The sequence below is a fragment of the Pseudomonas sp. PA1(2017) genome (genome assembly GCF_001945375.1).
Lineage (GTDB): Bacteria > Pseudomonadota > Gammaproteobacteria > Pseudomonadales > Pseudomonadaceae > Aquipseudomonas.
On record NZ_MSXU01000005.1, the window covers coordinates 3,220 to 25,472 of the forward strand.

The 22,253-nt window shown below is 65.6% G+C and carries 16 protein-coding genes; 1 reads left to right on the plus strand and 15 read right to left on the minus strand.

What is annotated here, in order from left to right; all coding sequences use genetic code 11:
• The coding region (gene lysS / locus BVH01_RS06660; RefSeq protein ID WP_075929636.1) for a lysine--tRNA ligase at window positions 1-1,497 on the minus strand (1,497 nt) is incomplete at its 3' end.
• A gap of 95 nt (window positions 1,498-1,592) precedes the next feature.
• A protein-coding gene (gene prfB / locus BVH01_RS06665; protein WP_139315535.1) for a peptide chain release factor 2 occupies window positions 1,593-2,688 on the minus strand; the annotation gives its coding sequence in 2 pieces (ribosomal slippage) (window positions 1,593-2,615 and window positions 2,617-2,688; 1,095 coding nt in all).
• Between the two features lie 158 nt (window positions 2,689-2,846).
• Here prfB and BVH01_RS06670 point away from each other — a divergent pair.
• Window positions 2,847-4,502, plus strand: a complete 1,656-nt coding sequence (locus tag BVH01_RS06670; RefSeq protein ID WP_075929589.1) for a GGDEF domain-containing protein — start codon at window positions 2,847-2,849, stop codon at window positions 4,500-4,502.
• A gap of 1 nt (window position 4,503) precedes the next feature.
• Here the strand turns inward: BVH01_RS06670 and BVH01_RS06675 are convergent, their stop codons facing one another.
• The 13 genes from BVH01_RS06675 to BVH01_RS06735 form a co-directional block, all read right to left on the minus strand.
• Window positions 4,504-5,535, minus strand: a complete 1,032-nt coding sequence (locus tag BVH01_RS06675; RefSeq protein WP_075929590.1) for a diguanylate cyclase — start codon at window positions 5,533-5,535, stop codon at window positions 4,504-4,506.
• Window positions 5,536-5,587: 52 nt separating this feature from the next.
• On the minus strand, window positions 5,588-6,589 hold the full coding sequence (locus BVH01_RS06680; protein WP_075929591.1) for a chemotaxis response regulator protein-glutamate methylesterase: 1,002 nt from the start codon (window positions 6,587-6,589) through the stop codon (window positions 5,588-5,590).
• Complete coding sequence (locus BVH01_RS06685) at window positions 6,586-8,883, minus strand: hybrid sensor histidine kinase/response regulator (RefSeq protein WP_075929592.1); 2,298 nt, start codon at window positions 8,881-8,883, stop codon at window positions 6,586-6,588. Before BVH01_RS06685 ends, BVH01_RS06680 begins: the two co-directional genes overlap by 4 nt.
• A complete protein-coding gene (locus BVH01_RS06690) occupies window positions 8,880-9,560 on the minus strand; it encodes a chemotaxis protein CheW (protein WP_075929593.1) in 681 nt (226 codons plus the stop codon). Before BVH01_RS06690 ends, BVH01_RS06685 begins: the two co-directional genes overlap by 4 nt.
• Window positions 9,550-10,797: a protein-glutamate O-methyltransferase CheR gene (locus BVH01_RS06695; RefSeq protein ID WP_075929594.1), complete on the minus strand. Its 1,248-nt coding sequence runs from the start codon at window positions 10,795-10,797 to the stop codon at window positions 9,550-9,552. The genes BVH01_RS06690 and BVH01_RS06695 overlap by 11 nt, the downstream gene beginning before the upstream one ends.
• Window positions 10,794-11,309 (minus strand): chemotaxis protein CheW, encoded by a 516-nt coding sequence (locus BVH01_RS06700; protein WP_075929595.1) that lies wholly within the window; start codon window positions 11,307-11,309, stop codon window positions 10,794-10,796. The genes BVH01_RS06695 and BVH01_RS06700 overlap by 4 nt, the downstream gene beginning before the upstream one ends.
• A 4-nt stretch (window positions 11,310-11,313) precedes the next feature.
• Window positions 11,314-12,936 (minus strand): methyl-accepting chemotaxis protein, encoded by a 1,623-nt coding sequence (locus BVH01_RS06705; RefSeq protein WP_075929637.1) that lies wholly within the window; start codon window positions 12,934-12,936, stop codon window positions 11,314-11,316.
• Between the two features lie 199 nt (window positions 12,937-13,135).
• Complete coding sequence (locus BVH01_RS06710) at window positions 13,136-13,864, minus strand: tellurite resistance TerB family protein (RefSeq protein ID WP_075929596.1); 729 nt, start codon at window positions 13,862-13,864, stop codon at window positions 13,136-13,138.
• 165 nt (window positions 13,865-14,029) lie between these two features.
• On the minus strand, window positions 14,030-15,742 hold the full coding sequence (recJ, locus tag BVH01_RS06715; RefSeq protein WP_075929597.1) for a single-stranded-DNA-specific exonuclease RecJ: 1,713 nt from the start codon (window positions 15,740-15,742) through the stop codon (window positions 14,030-14,032).
• 67 nt (window positions 15,743-15,809) lie between these two features.
• Window positions 15,810-16,361 (minus strand): YaeQ family protein, encoded by a 552-nt coding sequence (locus BVH01_RS06720; RefSeq protein ID WP_075929598.1) that lies wholly within the window; start codon window positions 16,359-16,361, stop codon window positions 15,810-15,812.
• A gap of 102 nt (window positions 16,362-16,463) precedes the next feature.
• Complete coding sequence (locus BVH01_RS06725) at window positions 16,464-18,107, minus strand: glucan biosynthesis protein D (RefSeq protein ID WP_075929638.1); 1,644 nt, start codon at window positions 18,105-18,107, stop codon at window positions 16,464-16,466.
• Between the two features lie 143 nt (window positions 18,108-18,250).
• Window positions 18,251-18,685, minus strand: a complete 435-nt coding sequence (locus BVH01_RS06730; RefSeq protein ID WP_168177265.1) for a hypothetical protein — start codon at window positions 18,683-18,685, stop codon at window positions 18,251-18,253.
• A 19-nt stretch (window positions 18,686-18,704) separates the two neighbouring features.
• Complete coding sequence (locus BVH01_RS06735) at window positions 18,705-22,118, minus strand: AAA family ATPase (RefSeq protein WP_075929600.1); 3,414 nt, start codon at window positions 22,116-22,118, stop codon at window positions 18,705-18,707.
• Window positions 22,119-22,253 lie beyond the last annotated feature (135 nt).

The following is a 22,253-nucleotide window of genomic DNA, read 5'->3' on the forward strand; positions in this document are numbered from 1 at the left end:
TTCCGGGCGCATATGCGGGAATAGAATCACGTCGCGAATCGACGGCGAATTGGTCAGCAGCATCACCAGACGGTCGATGCCGATGCCCTCGCCCGCGGTCGGCGGCATGCCGTATTCGAGGGCGCGTACGAAGTCGGCGTCGAAATGCATGGCTTCGTCGTCACCGGCGTCCTTGTCGGCCACCTGCTGCAGGAAGCGCGCGGCCTGGTCTTCGGCGTCATTGAGCTCGGAGTAGGCGTTGGCGATCTCGCGGCCACCGATGAACAGCTCGAAGCGGTCGGTGACGCTCGGGTCGTCGTCGCTGCGACGGGCCAGCGGCGAGACTTCGAACGGGTAACGGGTGATGAAGTGCGGCTGCTCCAGCTTGTGCTCGACCAACTCCTCGAAAATCATCACCTGCAGCTTGCCGAGGCCTTCGAAGCCGAGCACCTTGGCGCCAGCTTTCTTGGCGATGGCGCGGGCCTTGTCCAGATCCTGCAGATCGGCGGCAGTGATTTCCGGGTTGTACTTGAGGATCGAGTCGAACACCGACAGGCGCACGAATGGCTCGCCAAAGTGGAACACCTTGTCGCCGTAAGGCACGTCGGTGCTGCCGAGAACGGTCTGGGCCAGCTCGCGGAACAGCTCCTCGGTCAGGTCCATGTTGTCTTCGTAGTCGGCGTAGGCCTGGTAGAACTCGAGCATGGTGAACTCGGGGTTGTGCCGGGTCGAAACCCCTTCGTTACGGAAGTTACGGTTGATCTCGAAGACTTTTTCGAAGCCGCCAACCACCAGGCGCTTGAGGTACAGCTCCGGCGCGATGCGCAGGAACATGGCCATGTCCAGGGCATTGTGGTGGGTTTCGAACGGTTTGGCCGCGGCACCACCGGGAATGGTCTGCAGCATCGGCGTTTCCACTTCCAGGAAGTCGCGCTCGGCGAGGAAACGGCGGATGTGGGCGATGACCTGGGAACGCACGCGGAAGGTGTCGCGCACCTCTTCATTAACGATCAGGTCGACGTAGCGCTGACGGTAGCGCTGCTCGGTGTCGGTCAGGCCGTGGTGCTTGTCCGGCAGCGGGCGCAGCGACTTGGTCAGCAGGCGCACATGGGTCATCTCGACGTACAGGTCGCCCTTGCCGCTGCGCGCCAGGGTGCCTTCGGCGGCGATGATGTCGCCCATGTCCCAGGTCTTGATCTGAGCCAGGGTTTCTTCGGGCAGGGTCTTGCGGTTGACGTAGACCTGAATGCGCCCGGTCATGTCCTGGATGACCATGAACGCGCCACGGTTGAGCATGATGCGCCCGGCGACCTTGACCGCAATGGCAGCCGCTTCCAGCTCTTCCTTGGTTTTGTCCACGTACTGTTTCTGCAGGTCGGCGCAGAGGTTCTCGCGGCGGAAGTCGTTCGGGAAGGCACCGCCCTGCTCACGGATGGCAGCAAGCTTTTCCTTGCGCTGGGCAATCAGCTTGTTTTCTTCCTGTTGCAGTTCGTGCTGGTCGGGCTGTTGGTCGCTCATGGTCGTCTATCTGCCTGGCGTCTAATCACTAATCGATGGGGAATCCGCAGGACACCGCTGCTCACCGGCAGCAGCGCCCCACATGGAGTGCGGGATCAAAGGCCCTGTTTGAGGCTGGCTTCGAGGTAACCGTCGAGGTCGCCGTCGAGCACTTTCTGGCAATCGCTACGCTCGACGCCGGTACGCAAATCCTTGATGCGCGAGTCGTCGAGCACGTAGGAACGGATCTGATGGCCCCAGCCGATATCCGACTTGCTGTCTTCCAGCGCCTGGGAAGCGGCGTTGCGCTTCTGCATCTCCAGCTCGTACAACTTGGCCCGCAGCATCTTCATGGCGGTGTCCTTGTTGGCGTGCTGGGAGCGTTCGTTCTGGCAGGCCACCACGGTGTTGGTCGGCACGTGGGTGATACGCACCGCCGAGTCGGTGGTGTTGACGTGCTGACCACCAGCGCCGGAGGAGCGGTAGGTGTCGACGCGCAGATCGGCCGGGTTGATTTCGATCTCCACCTTGTCGTCGATTTCCGGCGACACGAACACCGCCGAGAACGAGGTGTGGCGACGGGCGCCGGAATCGAACGGGCTCTTGCGGACCAGACGGTGCACACCGATCTCGGTACGCAACCAGCCGAAGGCGTACTCGCCCTTGATATGCACGGTGGCGCCCTTGATACCGGCGACCTCACCTTCGGACAGCTCGACGATCTCGGCATTGAAGCCGCGCTTGTCGGCCCAGCGCAGGTACATGCGCAGCAGGATGTTGGCCCAGTCCTGGGCCTCGGTACCGCCGGAGCCGGCCTGGATATCCAGATAGCAGTTGTTGGGGTCCATCTCGTGGCTGAACATGCGGCGGAACTCGAGTTTCTCGAGGATTTCGCGCAGGCGCTCGATTTCAGCGGCCACGTCGTCGACGGCGCCCTGGTCGTCTTCTTCGACGGCCATGTCCAGCAGGTCGCGCGAGTCGGCCAGGCTACCGGTCAGGTCGTCGATGGTTTCGACGATCTGCGCCAGGGTGGCACGTTCACGGCCCAGGCTCTGCGCATATTCGGGCTTGTTCCAGACGTTCGGGTCTTCGAGTTCGCGGTTTACTTCGACGAGACGATCATGCTTGTGATCGTAGTCAAAGATACCCCCGAATAGTCTGGGTGCGCTCGGACAGGTCCTTGATGCTGTTCAGGATCGGGTTGATTTCCATGGCTGGCGGCACTCGCAGGTAAAACTTCGGAAAAGCCGCGGAGTATACCCGACTCGGGCTACTCTGGCAGCATGTTAGGCGATCGGCCATCCGTGGACCAATGCCCCTTCTATACTCGAACGAGCCGTCCGCCATCGCGCCAAGGATCCCCAACCACCATGCTCCGCATCCAAAGCCTGCGTAGCCACTATGCCCTGCTCACCGTGGCGCTGGTCTGCCTGCTCAGCCTGCTGCTCGGCAGCCTGATCAGCCGCGATTCGAGCCAGCGTATCCGCGAGGAAATCGGCCGCGACCTGGCCGAATCGTCCTACACCATGGTCGACCGCCTGGATCGCGACATGCAGAGCCGCGCCAGCATGCTGCAGGTGATCGGCAGCCTCGACGCCCTGCGCCAACCGGCTGACAGCCGAGAAGTGCGCCGGCTGCTCGACGAGCTGCAGCGCAAGTTCCCGACCATCGCCTGGATCGGCTTCACCGATGCCCAGGGCCAGGTACTGGCTTCCAGCAACGGCATTCTCGAAGGCGCCAGCATCGCCCAGCGCCCGGTTTTTCTGGAGGGCATCAAGGGCCTGTTCATCGGCGACGTGCACGAGGCGGTGCTGCTGGCCAAGCTACTGCCCAACCCCACCGGCGAGGCGATGAAGTTCGTCGACATCAGCCTGCCGGTGCGCGACGACGCAGGTCGCCTGATCGGCGTGCTCGCTTCGCACCTGTCGTGGTCATGGGCCGACGAGGTGCGCGAGGCGATCCTCAAGCCCATCGAGGAGAACCGCCAGATCGAGTTCTTCGTGGTTGGCCGCGACCGCACCATCCTGCTCGGCCCGCGCGAGATGGTCGGCCAGCGCCTGCACCTGCCGATGATGAACGAGCTGGCCGACCAACAGAGCGAATGGGCCGTGCAGCAATGGCCCGATGGCCAGGAGTACCTCACCGGCCTGACGGCGAGCCAGGGCTACCTCGACTACCCGGGCCTGGGCTGGATGGTGGTGGCCCGTCAGTATCTGCAACTGGCCGATGCGCCGGTGCGGGCCATGCACCTCACCATTCTTGGCTGGGGCGTGGTGCTGGCCGTGCTGTTCGCCGCCTGCGGCTGGCTGCTGGCCAGCTACGTGACCCGCCCGCTGCGCACCATCGCCCGCGCGGCGGATCGCCTGGCCAATGGCGAAATCACCGTGATCCCGGAAATCGGCAGCCCCCGGGAGATTGCCCGCCTCAGCCATTCGATCCGCCATTTGGTGGAAAGCCTCACCCACCAGCACGCCGAACTCGACGCTCTGGAAAACCGCGCCCACCACGACCCGCTGACCGGCCTGCCGAACCGGGCTGCACTGGCCAGGTTTCTGCCCCGGGCACAACAGCGTAATCAGGGCTCGCAAGACGGCCTGGCAGTGCTCTATCTGGACCTCGATGGCTTCAAACCGGTCAACGACCGCTATGGCCACGCCGCGGGTGACCAGGTGCTGCGCGAGGCCGCATCACGCATGCGCGCCTGCCTGCGCGGCGGCGATCTGGTGGTGCGTCTGGGCGGTGACGAATTTCTGATGATCCTGCAAGTCGCCGCCGATGATGCCGCCAACCAGGCCCGGCAAGTCGCCGAGCGGACGATCCAGGCACTGGCAGGGCCGATTCACTGGGAAAACCAGCAGCTGCTGATTGGCTGCAGCATCGGTGGCGCGCTATGGCCGCAGGACGCCAGCAGCCTCGAGCAGGTGGTGGAGTTGGCCGACCAGGCCCTCTATCGCGCCAAGCAGACCGGTCGCGGCCGGGTCACGCTGCACGGCGAGGCCCCGGCGGCCGATGGCGACCCGCAATGATTCAGGACAGCGCGCTGGTGTCGTTGACCAGGCCGACCTGATCGCGGCCGGCCTGCTTGGCCATGTACAGGCCCTGGTCAGCGATGTTGACCAGTTGCAGAGAGGTCTGGCCGACCCGCGGCACCAGCGTGGCGACGCCGATGCTGGCGGTCAGCACCGAGCCCGGCTCGGGTTTGTCGTGGGGAATACCGAGGTCGGTCACCGCGCGGCGTACCTTTTCCGCCAGCAGCCGTGCGCCACCGGCCGAGGTGCCGGGCAGCACCATGGCGAACTCTTCGCCGCCATAGCGCGCCGCCAGGTCGGTGGAACGGCTGCAGCTGCTACGCAGTGCGGCCGCTACGCGACGCAATGCATCGTCGCCGGCGACGTGACCGAAGCGGTCGTTGAAGCTCTTGAAGAAGTCGACATCGATCATCAGCAACGACAACGCGGTCTGCTCGCGGGTCGCCCGGCGCCATTCCATTTCCAGGTACTCGTCGAAGTGGCGACGATTGGACAGCCCGGTAAGACCGTCGGAGTTCATCAGCCGCTGCAGCACCAGATTGGTTTCCAGCAACTGCTGTTGACTCTCACGCAGAGCGCGATAGGCCTCGTCACGCTGCTGCAGGGCCATGTAAGAGCGCGAGTGGTAGCGAATGCGCGCTACGAGCTCGATGGTATCGGGCAGCTTGACCAGGTAATCGTTGGCACCGGCGGCGAACGCCGAGCTCTTCACCGTGGCATCGTCCTTGGTGGACAGCACGATGATTGGCACATCGCGCAACGCTGGCCGCGCCCGGTACTCGCCGAGCAGGGTAATGCCGTCGACACCGGGCATCACCAGATCCTGCAGAATCACCGTTGGCCGCAACTGCTCGGCCACCGCGATGGCCTGGGTCGGGTCGGAGCAATAATGAAAGTCGATACCCTCTTCGCCCAGCAGTTCGCGCCGCACCGCTTCGCCGATCATCGCCTGGTCGTCGACCAGCAACACCATGACCGCGCCATCCTTGCGTGAGCCGAATTCTTCCATGGAATGGGGTGGGGCTTGCATGTGGGTCTCCGGACCAATTGAAGGCGGGTCTGCGTGGGTGCCAGTTAGTCTATCAGCCAAACAGCTCGACGATACGTGGTGCGATGCGCTCCAACGCAAGTATCTCCCCGGCCGCCTGCAGTTCTGCGGCGGCCTTGGGCATGCCATACACGGCGCAGCTGGCCTGGTTCTGGGCGATGGTGGTGTAGCCGCGGCTGCGCATGTTCTTGAGCCCCTGGGCGCCATCGCGGCCCATGCCGGTGAGCAGAACGCCGATGGCCTCTCCGGTCCAGTGCTCGACGACACTGTCGAAGAACACATCGATGGAGGGCCGGTAGGCGTAGCTGCGCGGTTCCTCGGTATAGGTCAGCGTGCCGTTGCGCAGCAGGCGCATGTGGTTGTTGGTACCGGCCAGCAGCACCAGGCCCGGCTGCGGCTGTTCGCCATCGCGGGCCAGGCGCACCGGCAGGGCCGACTCGCCGGCCAGCCAGTCGGCCATACCGGCGGCGAACACCTCGTCGACATGCTGCACCAGCATCACGGCGGCGTTGAAATCCCGGGGCAGCTGCTTGAGCAGCGAAGCGAGCGCGGCCGGGCCGCCCGCCGAGGCGCCAATCGCCACCAGCCGGCGCGCGGCAGAGGCCGTGGGCGCCGCAGCCGACACGCTGGCCTTGCGGGCACTGCTTTGGCCGATCAACCAGCCGATATTGTGGATCTTGCGCAGCAGCGCCGTGGCATCGCTGCCCTGCCCGGTCAATGACGGCGTGTTGACTGCATCCAGAGCACCATGGCCCATGGCCTCGAACACGCGATTGACGTACTGCTCGATGTCCACCGAAACGATCAGCACCGCACAGGGGGTCTGCGCCATGATCCGCCGCGTCGCCTCGACGCCGTCCATGACCGGCATCAGCAGGTCCATCAGCACCAGGTCGGGCAGATCGGCCTGGCAGCACGCCACCCCTTCGGCACCATCGCCCGCCACCCAGACGATACGATGGGCCGGCTCCTGGGCGAGCGCACGGCGCATGGCCTCGACGGCCAGCGGCATGTCATTGACGATTCCGATCCTCATTCGTGCGGTTCCCCTACCAGGTCAACCACGGCGTCAAGCAACGCCTCGTCATGGAAACTGGCCTTGGCAAGATAATAGTCGGCCCCGGCATCCAGGCCACGCCGGCGGTCTTCTTCTCGATCCTTGTAGGACACCACCATCACCGGCAGCGATTGCAGGCGGCTGTCTCGGCGTACCAGGGTGACCAGCTCGATGCCGTCCATGCGCGGCATGTCGATGTCGGTGATCAGCAGGTCGAAGTGCTCGGCGCGTAGCGCGTTCCAGCCATCCATGCCGTCCACCGCCACGGCGACGTCGTAGCCGCGCGACAGCAGCAGCTTGCGTTCCAGCTCACGCACGGTCAGCGAATCGTCGACCACCAGCACACGCTTGCGTTTGCTGCCGGCCAGTTGCCGGGCATTGCGGTCGACCCGCTCCAGGCGCCCGCTGCCCAGCAGCTTGGCCACCGAGTGCAGCATGTCCTCGACATCAAGGATCAGCACCGGCGTGCCGTCGTCCAGCAAGGCGCCGGCGGAGACGTCCTGCACCTTGCCCAAGCGCGCATCGAGCGGCATCACCACCAGGGTGCGCTCACCGAGGAACTGCTCGACCACTAGGCCGAACAGGCTGTCGCGGTCGCGGATCAGCACTACCGGAATGCCGTTGTCGCTGGGCTTGCCTTCAGGGCGCTGGAGAATCTGGCTGGCCGCGATCAGGCCGACGTGCTGCCCTTCGCTCCAGAAATGCTGGCGGCCTTCGAGCTGCACGATGTCCTCGGCCTGCAGGCGGGTCATCCGCTCGATATGCGCCAGCGGCAGCGCGTAGGCCTCACCGCCCACCTCGACCACCAGGCTGCGCACCACCGACAGGGTCAGCGGCACTTCGAGGTGGAAAGTCGAGCCCTCGCCCTGGCGCTGCTGCATGCGCACGCCGCCACGCAGCTGACGCACCATGTGCTGCACGGCGTCCAGGCCGACGCCGCGGCCGGATACCTCGGTAACCTGGTCGCGCATGCTGAAGCCAGGCAGGAACAGGAAGGCCAGCAGCTCCTCCTCGGTCAGTTGCTCGCCGGTCTGCTCGGTGGCGAAGCCACGCTCGATCACCGCCCGGCGCAGCTTCTCGAGATCGACACCGCCGCCGTCATCGCGCAGCTCCAGCAGGAGCATGCCAGCATGGTGTCGGGCGCGGATCAGGATCTGCCCTTCGGCAGGCTTGCCCTGTGCCATACGCCGCTCCGGCGTTTCGATGCCATGGTCCAGGGCGTTGCGCAGCAGATGCGTGAGCGGTGCCTCCAGGCGTTCCAGCACATCGCGGTCGACCTGGGTGCCCTCGCCCTCGACTACAAAACGCACCTGCTTGCCCAGGGATCGGGACAGATCACGCAACATGCGTTCCTGACCGGCCAGCACATCGGCAAATGGCCGCATGCGCGAGGCCAGTGCGGCGTCATAGAGGGACTGGGCGCGCTGCCCGCCCTGCCAGCCGAAGTCGTCCAGATCGGTCATGTGTTGGGCCAGCAATTGCTGGCACTCGCCGAGGGCCTCGCGGGTTTCCAGCAGCATGGCCTCGGCCTGGGCATCCACCGCGCCCTTGGGCAATGCCTCGCGGGCGACATCCAGAGCGCGGCGAGCGGTGGCCTGCAGGCGTTTCAGGCGCTGCAGGCTGTCGCCCAGGGGCTTGATGCGCTGGAATTCCACCAGGGATTTGCTGGAAATATCCAGGAGGTGATCGAGCCGCTCGGCGCTGACCCTGAGAATACGCGCCCGCCCCTCGCTGGCCGGCTCGCTGGCCTCCGCCCGGACTGCCGGCGGTACGACCGGCGGCTCGACGGCAGGCGGGATCACAGACTGCTCGGGTGGCGCGACGGCTTGCGTGACGGTGACGGCCGGCTGAGCCGGTGCCGATGCCGAGGGCGGCACAGGGAGCCCACGCGCCAGCGCGCCCAGGCGCGCCACCAGCGCATCTATGCCAGGGTCGGCCGCTCCGGGCTGCGCCGGCGTTCCGAGGCCGAGCAGAATATCGGCGCCCTGCAGCAAGGCATCGATATGCTCGGGGCTAAGCAGCAGGCGCCCCTCCTGGGCTTCGACCAGGCAATCCTCCATGACGTGGGCGACCTTGACCCCGGCATCGAGGCCGACGATACGTGCCGCGCCCTTGAGCGAGTGGGCGGCGCGCATGCAGGCTTCCAGGCTGCCGGCATGCCGCGGGTCGCGTTCGAGCACCAGCAGGCCGCTATTGAGCACCTGGGTCTGGGCTTCGGCCTCGAGCTTGAACAGCTCCAGCAGCGATGCGTCGCGCATCTGATCGGGCGTCATCCGAGACTCCTGGCGATGGTCTGCTGCACGATCTGCTCGTCGAGTAGGGTCACGCTACGACCCTTCCATTGCAACACGCCAGCCGCGAACCGGCGGCCCACCGGCACGCTGCCGGCGCCGGACTCGACGATCTGGCCAACCGCGATGGCTTCGATGCCCTCGACCTCGTCGACTGGAATCACCACCGGCCCGTCCGCCAGGTTGAAGATCAGCATGCGCGGCACCACTCGGCGCTCGCTGACCGCCTCGCCGGGATCGAGCCCTAGCATCTCGCCCAGGGAAAAGCACGCCACCAGGGCGCCGCGCACGTTGGTCACGCCGATCAGCCCCAGCGAGCGCTGGTGTGGCAGGGAATGAATCGGCGTACTGGCGGCCACCTCGCTGAGCGCCCGGGTTGGTAACGCCAGCCAGGCATCGCCGAGACGAAACAGCAGCAGCGAGCGGCGCTCGCCGCTGTCCTGCTCGCCCCACTCTTCCTCCAGCTGGCTGTCGTCGCGCTGCAGCGCAAAACGGTCGAGCAGCCGGGTGGCCAGCTCGGCATGCACTTCACAGTTGCGGCAGTGAATGTGTTTGACCAGCCGCTCGCAGGACTTGTCGCCCTGCACGCCGATACGGTTCCAGCAGTCGTCGACGGCGTCGCGTTCGGCATCGCTCAGCGGCAACAGACTATCGCTCATCACGGCTCACTCCACGGCCTGCCCGTTGTTGCAGGCGCCTGGCGCCAGCCATGTCGCCACGGGCGGCGAGCAGCACCGACAGGTGCGCCAGGGCCTCGGCGTGGGTCGGCTCCAGGTACAGGGTCTTGCGGTAATAATCCTGGGCCTCGCTGCTGCGCCCGGCCACATCGCTGAGCAGCCCCAGCCAGTAGAACGCCTGGGCGGTCGGCCCATGGGCGGCGAGGTGACGTTCGCAGGCGGCGCGCGCTTCATCGCTGCGCCCGGCATTGGCGAGCGCGGCAATCTCACCCAGCGCGGTATCGGCGGTTACTGTGGCAGGCGCAGGCACCGCGGCCGGCGTACGTCGCACCGGTGCCGGCGCCCTGGCGACGGGCATCGCCACGGGCGCAGGTCGCGTCCGCGCCGTAACGCTCGGTACGGCCTGAGCCGGTGCGCTGGCCGGCCGCGGTGTCTGGCGGCGAAACACGAAAGCCAGCGGAATATTGAGCGCCTGCATGCCGACTTGGCTGAACAAGCTGGCTTCGGCCGGGCCGATGAACAGTGCGCCGTCGTCACGCATCAGGCGCTGCAGCACGCCGGCCACCGTGTGTTGCGTGGGCCGGTCGAAGTAGATCAGCAGGTTGCGGCAGAACACGAAATCATAGGGCGCTTCACCTGCCAGAAGGCCGGGTGCCAGGAGGTTGCCGGCCAGCAGGCGCACCTTGCGCCGCACCTGGCTGCGCAGCTCGAAACCTTCAGGAGTCTCGGCGAAATGACGGTCGCGAAAGCTCAGGTCATCACCGCGGAAGGAATTGCGACCATACAGGGCCCGTTCGGCGCGCTGCAGGTTGACCTCGCTGATGTCCATGGCGTCGATACGAAACCCGTCGCCGGGCAAACCGGCATCGAGCAGCGACATGGCGATCGAATAAGGCTCCTCGCCAGTCGAGCACGGCAGGCTGAGGATGCGCAGCGGCCGGGCGCCGGCCAATTGCGTGCTGCGCTCGCGGGCCAGGTTGACCAGTGCGACGAAAGATTCCGGATAGCGGAAGAACCAGGTTTCCGGCACTACCACCGCTTCGACCAGCGCCTGTTGCTCGCTGGCGGAGTTATGCACTTTTAGCCAGTAGACATCCTCGTTGGCGCAGCCGAGGGCCGCGACCCGCTGGCGAACCGCCCGCTCGATCACCACCTGGCCGACGGATTCGGCATCCAGCCCTATCAAGCCATGCAGCAACTGCTCGAAGCGCGCGCTCATCGACCATCCTCCGCCACTGCCGCGTAAAGCAGGTCGCGAATCGGTTCGTCGAGCAGGTCAGCGACCCGCACCCACTGCACCAGGCCCTGCTCGGACTTGAGCACCGGCCCCAGATAGCGGGCATCCGGCAGGCTGACGCCGCTGTCCACGAAGGCCTCGGCGGAGCTGCGCAGCGTGTCGCTGGCCTGTTCGAGAATAAGGCCCAGCCAGCGTGCCGGCTGATCGCCCTGCGGCTGGTAATGCACCACCACCAGCCGGGTGCTGGTACGCACCACCGCGGGCTGGCCGAGCGCCTGAGCGGTCAGATCGATCACCGGCACCGGCGTGCCGCGAAACACGACCAGCCCGGCAACCCAGGCGGGTGCAGCGGGAATCTGCTTGAAGCGACGCAACGGCAGCACTTCGACCACTTCGTGGACGTCCAGCGCATAGCGGTCGCTGCCCATGCTGAACAGCAGGAACAGCTGTCCCGGGCTACGTCGCCCCGGCGAAGGCCTGCCTACCTCGGCCATCGGCTCAGACCTTGAAGCGGCTGACGCCGGTGCGCAGACCGTTCGCCACGAGGTTGAGGTCGTCGATGGAAGCGCTGGCCTGGCGCAGCGACTCGACGGTCTGCGACGAAGCCTCGCTGAGCTGCACCAGGGCCTGGTTGATCTGTTCGGCACCGGTGGACTGCGCCTGCATGCCTTCATTGACCATCAGCACGCGCGGCGCGAGGGCCTGAACCTGATGAATGATCTGCGCCAACTGCTCGCCGACCTGACCGACCTCGGCGATGCCGCGGCGAACCTCTTCGGAAAAACGGTCCATGCCCATCACGCCAGCGGATACCGCCGACTGGATCTCGCGCACCATCTGTTCGATGTCGTACGTAGCGACGGCGGTCTGATCGGCCAGACGGCGCACCTCGGTGGCCACCACCGCGAAGCCGCGACCGTATTCACCGGCCTTCTCGGCCTCGATGGCGGCATTGAGCGACAGCAGGTTGGTCTGGTCGGCGACTTTGACGATAGTGGTGACCACGTGATTGATGTTGCCGGCTTTCTCGTTGAGGATCGCCAGCTTGGCGTTGACCAGCTCGGCGGCGCTCATCACCTGGTGCATGGTGTCTTCCATGCGCGCCAGGCCAAGTTGCCCGGCACCGGCCAGGGTGGAAGTCTGCTCGGCGGCGCCGGACACTTCGGTCATGGTGCGCACCAGATCGCGGGAGGTGGCGGCGATTTCCCGCGACGTGGCGCCGATTTCCGTGGTGGTGGCCGCGGTTTCGGTAGCGGTGGCCTGCTGCTGCTTGGAGGTGGCGGCGATCTCGGTGACCGAGGTGGTGACCTGCACGGCCGAGCGCTGCGCCTGGGCGACCAGGGTCTTGATCTCCTCGGCCATGCCGTTGAAGCCGGTTTCGATGGCGCCGAACTCGTCGCGCCGACCGAGATTAAGGCGTGCGGTCAGATCGCCACTGGCCAACGTCTGCAGGGTGTCGACCACCTGCTGCACCGGGCGGGTGATCGCCTGCATCAGGAAATAACCACAGACGAACGCCGCGACGATTGCCAGCAGCACGGAGATTGCCATGCTCAATTCGGCGCGGTTGACCGCCGAAACGATATCCCCGGCCGAGCTGTAGGCCATGTCGCGGTTGAGTTCGATCATCGCGGTGAGCTGGGTGCGGCCCTCGTTCCAGGTGTCGGTAAGTTCACCGTTGAGGCGCGCCTCGGCCTCGGCCTGGCGCCCCTGATCGTAGAGATTCAGGACATCGGTCTGCTGCTGGACGAACAGGTCGCGGGTGCGCTCGAAAGCCTCCAGGGCGTTGCGATCGCTGTCATCACGGATGGTGGCGCGGTAATCGGCGAGCGAGTTGACCAGCTTGTCGCTGGCGCCCTTGATCTGTTGCCTGTCAGCATCGTTGAGCGTGTGCGTCTCACGCAGACTGACCTGGACGATGGTCTGGTGGAACATGTCCGTCCAGGCGCTGCGCACCTGGGTGATATGGAACATGCCGGGCATGGCGTCGTCCAGCAGACGAGTAGCGCCGCCTTCGACCTTGAGCAGGCGCTCGAAGGACGCAGCAGCCATCAGCAACATGATGGCGATGATGACCGCAAAACTTGCCTGGATACGCTGGCGAACTGTCCAGTTCTTCACATTCAACCCCATCTGCCGATATTCCTGTCCAGCCGCAGGGCAGCGCCCGCAGTTCATGCTGCCGGACTCTAGGGGCGTTGCGAGTGCAGCGCAAGCGAGACCGAGCCTATTTACTGTAGAACAGGCGCCCGGACATGAAGGGGGAGAATGGGGACAGCTGCCGGACGGCCAGAGGCCGCCGACAGCCAGGTCGAAGGGGTTACTGAAGGTCCTGGCGGACCTGGGCTTCGAGCTCGGCCTTGAGGGCGGGGTCGAGCTTCAGGTGGCGGGCCAGTTCGTCCAGGTAGGCGCGTTCCATGAAGTGTTCCTCGTCGACCATCAGCACGCTGGCCACGTACATTTCCGCCGCCATTTCCGGCGTGCTGGCGGCGCGCGCCACGTCAGCCGGATCCAGTGGTTTGTTCAGCTCGGCGTGCAGCCAGCGCTGAGTTTCACTGTCGCTGGCCAGCTTGCTGAACTCGCCTTCGATCAGCTCGCGCTCGCGCTCGTCGACATGCCCATCGGCCTTGGCCGCCGCCACCAGCGCCTTGAGGATGCTCTGGCTGTGCAGTTCCGCTTCGGGCGCCGGCAGACGATCGATCGTCTGTGGCTCGCCCTTGGGCGCGCCCGCCTGCTTGGCCTGCCAGTTGCCGTAAGCCTTGTAGGCGATCACGCCGAGCGCGGCCAGGCCGCCATAGATCGCCACCTTGCCACCGACCTTGCGTACTCGTTTGTTGCCCAGCAGCATGGCCAGGGCCGCGCCGCCGCCAGCTCCCTTGAGCATCGAGCCGATGCCGCCGTTATCGCTCTTGCCGGCACCAGCGGCGTTGCCGCCGAGCAGGCCGCCCAGCGCACCGCCAAGCCCGGACGAGGATTTGCCAGCGGTTTTCTGTTGCAGCAATTCCTGCCCGGACTTCAGCAGTTGGTCGAGCAAGCCGCGCGTATTCATGGAGATCTCCAATAGTTCGGGAACAGAAGAATCTACTGCGATGCCTGGCCGTCGTCGGTTACAGATTGCTTCAGAATATTGCGCGAACGACCGTGCCACACCGCTCGATAGACCATCGTGCGGTGAGCAACGTTCAGCAGAGCGGTTGAGGGCGTGACGCAGCGATCAGCGTGGCGCCAAATGAGAAATCAGCAACTGCACCGATTCCTGGCCACGAAACTCGTTGACGTCGAGTTTGTAGGCCAGTTCGACCCAGCGCACGGTGGGGTTGGGCCACACCTCACGGTCGACGCCGAAGGCGATGCCATCGAGTTGCAGGCTGCCGCATTCGCTCTTGAGCACCACCTTCAGGTGACGCTCACCGACGATGCGCTGCTGCACCAGCTGAAACGCACCGTGGAACAGCGGCTCAGGGAAGTGCTGGCCCCAGGGGCCGGCATTGCGCAGCTCGCGGGCCAGCGGCAGGTTGAATTCGTCGATGCTCAGCACGCCATCGGACAATAGCCGGCCGGTCAGGTCGTCCTCGCAGAGCTGGCGGCGAACTTCATCGTCGAAAGCCTTGGCGAACGTCTCGAAATGCTCGGCAGGCAGCGACAGGCCGGCGGCCATGGCGTGGCCGCCGAACTTGCTGATCAGCCCCGGATGGCGCGAGGCCACGGCGTCCAGCGCATCGCGGACATGAAAGCCTGGCACCGAGCGGGCCGAGCCCTTGAGCATGCCCTCCCCGGCATCGGCGAAGGCGATGGTCGGGCGGTGGTAGCGCTCCTTCAGGCGCGAGGCGAGGATGCCGATCACGCCCTGGTGCCAGTCCGCTTCGAACAGGCACAGGCCGAACGGCAGGTTTTCCAGCGGCAGGTCCTTGAGCTGGGCCAGGGCCTCACGCTGCATGCCCTGCTCGATGGCCTTGCGGTCCTGGTTGAGCTGGTCGAGCTGCACGGCCATGTCGCGGGCCAGGGCTTCGTCTTCGCAGAGCAGGCATTCGATGCCCAGGCTCATGTCGTCGAGGCGCCCCGCCGCATTCAGGCGCGGCCCGAGGATGAAGCCCAGGTCGGTCGAAGTGATCCGCCCGTGCTGCTTGCCAGCCACTTCCAGCAGCGCACGTAACCCAGGGCGCGCGCGGCCGGCGCGAATGCGTGCCAGGCCCTGATGCACCAGGATGCGGTTGTTGGCGTCCAGCGGCACCACGTCGGCGACGCTGCCCAGGGCCACCAAGTCGAGCAGCTCGCCGAGGTTCGGCTCGGGGCGCTCGGCGGTGAACCAGTTCAGTTCGCGCAGCCGCGCGCGCAGCGCCAACAGCACGTAGAAGATCACCCCGACGCCGGCCAGTGATTTGCTTGGGAAACTGCAGCCCGGCTGGTTGGGATTGACGACGGCATCGGCCGCCGGCAACTCGTGGCCCGGCAGGTGATGGTCTGTGACCAACACCTTGAGGCCGGCGGCCTTGGCCGCGGCCACGCCCTCGATACTGGAGATGCCGTTGTCGACGGTGATCAGCAATTCAGGCTCGCGGCTCAGCGCCACGGCGACGATCTCGGGGGTCAGGCCGTAGCCGTACTCGAAGCGATTGGGCACCAGGTAATCGACGTGGGCGGCGCCCAGCATGCGCAGGCCGAGCAGGCCGACGGTGCTCGCCGTGGCGCCGTCGGCGTCGAAATCACCGACGATGAGCATGCGCTGGCGTTGCCGCAAACCTTCGACCAACAGCTCGACGGCAGCATCGATGCCCTTGAGCTGGCTGAACGGAATCAGCCGCGCCAGGCCCTTTTCCAGTTCCACTGCCGACAGCACCCCGCGTGCGGCATACAGGCGGGTCAACAACGGCGGCAGGTTGCCCAGGTCGGGCAGTGAGGCGGGAAGCGGGCGGGACTCGATACGCATGGACGGGTTTTCTACTCTTGCGGTTTTTCACGGGGCCGAAGCCCGGCGTTGCCGGGCCCGGTTTGCATCAGTTGCTCAGGTCACGCTCGCCGGCCAGCCACTCCACGGGAATCTCGTGCTGGCCGCGCTCGTCGGTGACGAAAAGCTCGCCGTCGCTGATCATCACGCTCCAGCTCAGCGAACGGGGCAGATCCTGGGACAGCTCGGCCAGGGCTTCCTGACCAAGGGCGACGACGTTGATGTTCTTCAGGCTGCGCACCGGGTCCAGGCACTTGGTCTGCCACACGCGCAGGTTGCCGTAGGCCACCAGACTGAATTTCTCGGTACGCCGCGAGCACCAGGTGATGCGCTCGCTGTCCGGCTGGCCGACTTCGATCCAGTGCAGCACGCGACCATCCAGGCTCTTTTCCCACAACGCCGGCTCGTCGACATCCGACAGGCCGCGACCGAAGGCCAGGTTCTTCTGGTAGAACAGCGCATAGGCGATCAGCCGTGCCGCCAGACGTTCCTCGGTTTCCGAAGGATGACGGGCCACGGTGAAACGCAGGCTTTCGTAGATGTTGCGATCGATATCGGTGAGGTTGAGATCGATCTTGTAGGTCGTGGACGGCAGGGCCATGGCGCACTTCTTGGAATTCGGAAAAGTGCGCCAGTCTATCAGCCCGGCCAGGAACGTGGGCAGAGCGCCGCCCAAAGGAGGCGCTTGTCACGTGTCAGGCCATCAGGAATCGCTCTTCCAGTCCGGATAGCGGCGTTCTGCCGGCGCCGGCGGGAAATACTGGTAAAGCCAGGTTTCGCTGAGCACTTCCTTGTTGTCGACGCGGCGCAGGTAAGCACGCATGTTCACCGGCTCGACGCTGTCGCTGGTGGGGAACCAGTCGAACTGCGCACGGAAACCTTCCACCTCCGGATACAGCGCCAGGATGCTGAAATCCTTGGCCTCGCCGTGGGAAGCCTCGACCACTACCTCGACCTGGGCCTTGGCATCCATTTTGGCCAGCGGGCCGCCCGCGAAATCGATGGCGAAGCGCCGCGCCCACACTTTCGGCCAGTGTTCGCCCGGCGCCCAGCCGAGGGTGAAGCCGCCCATGCCGGAACGGGTGGCGTGAACCTGCGCCAGGGTCGGTTTGACCGGCGGCAGCGCGGCCCAGTAGAGCTTGTAGCCGAAGTTCAGCGAGGTGCCGGGCTCGATCGGCTGCTTGGGATTCCAGAAGCAGACGATGTTGTCCATGGTTTCGCCGGTGGTGGGAATCTCCAGCAGGTCGATGCTGCCCTCGCCCCACTGGGTGGTCGGCTCGACCCACAGGCTCGGGCGACGGCTGTACCAGACCACGGTGTCCTGGTAGGACTTGAAGTCATGGTCGTACTGCACCAGGCCAAAGCCCTTCGGGTTGGTGTCGGCGAAGGCGTTGAACTGCAGTTTTTCCGGGTTGTTCAGCGGCCGGCAGACCCACTCGCCGTTGCCGCGCCACATGGACAGGCGATCGCTGTCGTGGATCGCCGTGGCGATGAAGTCGCACATGCGCCGCTCATGGCCACCGCAGGAGAACATGCTGGTCATCGGCGAAATGCCGAGCTGCTTGATGGTCTTGCGGGCATTGATATGGGCGTCGATATCCATCACCACCTGCTTTTCCTGGCAGTCGATATCGAAGCGGAAGGCGCCAGTGGCGCTCGGCGAATCGAGCAGGGCGTAGAGCACGAAGCGGGTGGCGTCCTTGTCCGGAGTCTCGAACCAGAACTCGGTGAAGTCGGGGAATTCTTCCGGCGTATCGGTAAAGGTGTCGACAGCCAGGCCGCGCGCCGAAAGGCCGTACTGGCCGGTGTTGTCCACCGCGCGGAAGTAGCTAGCGCCAAGGAACGACACGATGTCGTACTTGGCGATGTTCGGCTGCTTGAACACTTTCAGGCCGGCAAAGCCCAGGTCGCCCTTGAGCTGCGCGACGTCCACGCCACTCTTGCCGTACTCGAACAGCTCGGGGCGGAAATGCACCTCGCGCGCCTGGCGGCTCTTGGGATCGACGGCGTGCATGCGCACCGGCTGGCGAAAGCCCATGCCGACGTGGAAGAACTGCACGTCCAACTGGCCGCCCAGCTCGTTCCACAGCGAGTGCGCCGGGTCGTACTGTATGGCGTTGAACTGCTGGGGCGTCAGCTTGGCGAGAGTCTCTGGCAGCACTTCGGCGGTGCTCTTGTATGCCCGACCGGCCAGGCTCTTGGCGCGCGCCTGCAGTTGCTTGAAGTCGAAGGGTTCAGCCTCGCCGTCCGCCGTTTCGGCGAAGCTGTGCAGGCTGAACAGGCTGGCCGGCAGGCCACTGGCGGCGGCCAGCATCATGGAGGCTTTGAGAAGGTCACGTCTATGCATGGGCATCCCTGAATCGGTAAGGAGTCTGCACACGCCCTAGTCAGGGCAATGAAAAATCCCTACAACAGATAGCCCTACCCGCCACATGGTTCCGCGGTGAATTCGCAACCGCTGCCAATCACGCCCCGGCTACAAGCGAAACGCTAGCGGTGAGCCGCCAGCAGCGCGCGGATGGCCTTGCGATCGCGCTTGCCGTCACGCTTGTCGAGCAGATCGAGAAACGCGAAGGAGTCGAGGCCGTTGATCGTGGTCTTCGGGCTGACGATCTTGCGCTTGGGATCGGCGCCGTGGGCGAGCAACAGCTCCACCAGTTCCGGCTCGTCATAGAGGATGGCGCCATTGAGCGCCGAGAGCCCCATCTGGTCCGGCTCGTCGACCGCACAGCCGGCCTCCAGCGCCTGTTTCATCTGCGCCAGCGCCATGTCCTTGCGCGCCTCGGACTCGCCGTAGGCAGCGGCCATCAGCGTCAAGGTCGGCGCCTGCATGCCGGCATTGCCGAGTACGCAACCGCGCTCGTCCATCGGCTGCAGGCCGTGGTCTTTCTGTACGTCTTCGGCATGTACGAGGCTGGTTGCCAAGAGGCACGCTGCCAGAAATTCAAATCGCATAGCGTTTCTCCAGGGTGCTGTAGCCCATGCCTACACCTTTGTTGACCTTGAGCTGCACGGCAACCCGCTCTTTGAGCGCCTCGACGTGGCTGATCACACCGATCATCTTGCCGCTGGCGTTGAGATTGTCCAGTGCATCGAGGGCCACCTCCAGGGTTTCGCCGTCCAGGGTGCCGAAGCCTTCGTCGAGAAACAGCGAGTCGATGCGCGTCTTGTGGCTGACCAGATCGGACAGCGCCAGGGCCAGCGCCAAACTGACCAGAAAGCTCTCGCCGCCGGACAGGGTGCGTGTGTCACGCGCCACATCGCCCTGCCAGGTGTCGACGACCTCCAGCTCCAGTTCGCCCAGGGATTTACGCGCCAGTTGATAGCGGCCATGCAGGCGCTGCAGTTGCCCGTTGGCCAGGTGCACCAGATGGCCGAGGGTCAGGCCCTGGGCGAAACGCCGGTACTTGGCGCCGTCTGCCGAGCCGATCAGGCTATTGAGCTGCTGCCAACCGTCGTATTCGCCCTGCTGCCGGGCGATGGTCTCGAACAGCGCCTGTTGGTTGAGCCGCCGTTGCTCGTCGCCCTGCAATTGCCCGCGGATTTCGCCTTGGCGCTGGCCGAGCTGCCTCAGGGTCGCCTGCAAGGCCTGCAGCCGCTCATCCAGGTAAACGGCGTCGTGTTCGGTTTGTGGCTCGGCTTGCAGCGCGGCCCGTTGCGCCTGCGCCGAGGCCTGCAGGGCACGGGCTTCGGTCTGGGCCTTCTCCAGGCGCTGTTTGAGCGCCTGCAACTGTTCGCGCTGCCCATCATCGAGAGAAGCAGCGAGAAACGCCGTCTCGTCCGCGAACGGGCTGCCAGCCAGGGCCGCCTGCCACTGCTGCGCTGCCGTCTGTTCGGCCTCACGCAACGCCAGCTGCTGTTGGGCGATACCGTCCAGGGTGATGCGCAACTCCAGGCAGCGCCGTTCAGCGCTTTCCCAGCTAGTCTGGGCCGTTTCGAGGCGTGTTGCGGCCTGTTCCATCAAGTCGGTTGCAACCGGCTCGCCACCTGCCTCCTGCCAGCGAGCCTGCCATAGCTGCGCCTGCTTGTCGGCCTCACTGGCCTGGTGCTGCAGCGCCGGCAGTTGCTGGGCCAGCGCCTGGCGCCGCTGTTGCGTCTCCTGCCAGCGAGTGGCTTCGGCCTGGCGGGCGGCCAGCCAGGCAGCATCATCATCCGGCACTTCATGGCCGAAGCCTGCCAGCTGCACGGCCAGTTCGGCCTGCGATGCATTCAAACGTTCCTTCTGCGCCCCCAGTTGCTCGTCCAGCGCCTGCTGAGCAGCGGCCACGAGATCACGTTCATGCTCGATGGCGGCCTGCTGATGCTGCGCCGCGGTGTATTTCTGGCCGGCGATGTTGGCGCTCTGCCGAGCGCGCTCGAGCTCACCCTTGAGGCCATCGAGGGTTTTGAGGGTGGCGTTGATCTCGACGTGCTCGGCGAGCTGGCGGGTTTGCGCGGCGGCCAGGGCCTGATCGTCTTCAGGCAGCGGGTCGAGTGCCTCCCCCAGGCGCTGCCAGGTCGCCGCCAGGGCATCGAGCTGGCGCTGCAGTTCCTGATCCTGCTCCTGGCTCTGCACCACCTGGGCCTGCAGGGTGGCGACCTTATTGCTGAGGTTCTGCCCCTGTTCGGTCAGCGCCTCGAGCGCCTGCCGCGCCTCGTCGCGCCCTTGCTGGGTAGCCGAGACGTCCAGCGCCTGATAGGCGGCGATGGCCGGGTGTTCGAGGGCGCCGCACAACGGACAGGGCTCGTCGGCCTGCAACTGCGCGCGATAGGTTTCCAGCGCGCGGATGCGCTGCTCCTGTTCGAGCAGCTTTTCCTGGTCGGCCAAGCGCTGCTTCACCTCGCGATAGCGCTCGCGTAGCGTCGAGCGCGCGGCCTCCTGCTCGACCAGGCTTTGTTGCTGGCGGGCCAAGCTGGCCGCCATGCGCTCACGCTGCTGAAGCAATTGCCTGCGCCGCTCGGCCAGTTGCGCCAGTTGCTCCAGGGCGCTGCCGCGAGCGTGCACCTGCTGCCAGCGCTCACGCCACTGCGCCTCGCTGTAACCGGCCAGGGCGGCTTGCCAGCGCCCTTGCACCTCGCTGGCCTCTCGCTCCGCTTCGGTTCTGGCCTGGGTGGCGGCCTGCAGCGATTGGGCGAGGCCACTCAGTTGTGCGGTGAATTGCTGCAACTGGTCTGTTCCCGCCTGTTGGCGCGCCTGCAAAGCAGTGAGGGTCTGACGCAGCTGATCGCGAGCCTGGAAGGCTTGCTGCCAACCGCTGAGCTGCGCGGCCAATCGCTGGTGATCGGCGGTGGCCTGCAACTGGGCGTCCAGGGCTTGGCATTCATCATCGAGCCGTTGCACCGCCTGTCGTTTTTCCAGGGCCAGCGCCGCGCTGGCCCGTGCGGCCTGCTCCAGGCTGCCGTGCGACTGCTCACCGGCCTGGCTGAATGCCTGCTGGTGGCTACGTTGCTGCTCTTGATTGGCGGCCAGGGCACGGCCAGCCTCGCGCCGCGCCTGGTAAAGCGGCTGCAGACGCTGGGCGGGCACACTCAGTTGCAGACGCGCCAGGTCGGTGACCGCATCGCGCTCGGCCTGGCTGGCAACCTCCACCTGGCTGGCGGCAGCGGCCACCTGGCCTTCGGCACGCGCCAGGTCGGTCAGCCATTGGCGCTGGCGGCCAGCCTCGGCGAACGCGCCCTGCGCCTCGCCCTCCTCGACCGCCAACTGCGTCGCCTCGTCGGCCAGCGCCCGGCGTTGTTCGTCACCCAGCAACTCGACACCCTCGGCACGGGCGCGGAGTTGGTCGAGGGCGGTTTTCACCTCACGGGTTTGCTCGAACACCCGCTGGGAAATCTGCCCGTAGATGTCGGTGCCAGTCAGCTCTTCGAGCAACTCGGCGCGCTGGTTGGCGGAGGCTTCGAGAAAAGCCGCGAAACCGCCCTGGGCCAGTAGCATGGACTTGGTGAAACGACCGAAATCCAGGCCGGTGAGACGCTCCACCTCTTTGGGTTTCTCGCTGAGCTTGTCGGTGATGATCTGCCCGTCCAGCCGCGCCAGCTCGGCCTTGGCGCCCTGCAGGGCGCCGTCGGCCTTGTCGCGGGCACGGCGCTGGCTCCAGAACGCCCGATAGCCCTGGCCCTTCACTGCAAACTCGACCTCGGCCAGGCATTCGGCAGTGTGCCGGGTCATCAGCTCGTTCTCGCCGCCGACCTTGTCCATGCGCGGGGTGCGGTGATACAGCGCCAGGCAGATGGCATCGAGCAGCGTGGTCTTGCCAGCGCCGGTCGGCCCGGTGATGGCGAACAGGCCATTGCTGGCGAAGGGCTCGGCAGTGAAATCGATCTTCCACTCGCCCTTGAGCGAGTTGAGGTTCTTCAGGCGCAGGCTGAGGATTTTCATGGAGGCAGGGCTGGGCTCGAAACGGTAGCAGGCCGCTATTGTGGCATTGTTGCCGGCTGGCGGGGCCTTGCCGCGACGCAGATCGTTTGACGTGCGTGGTAACAAAAACGTCCTGTTACATCCTTGGCGGGCGGG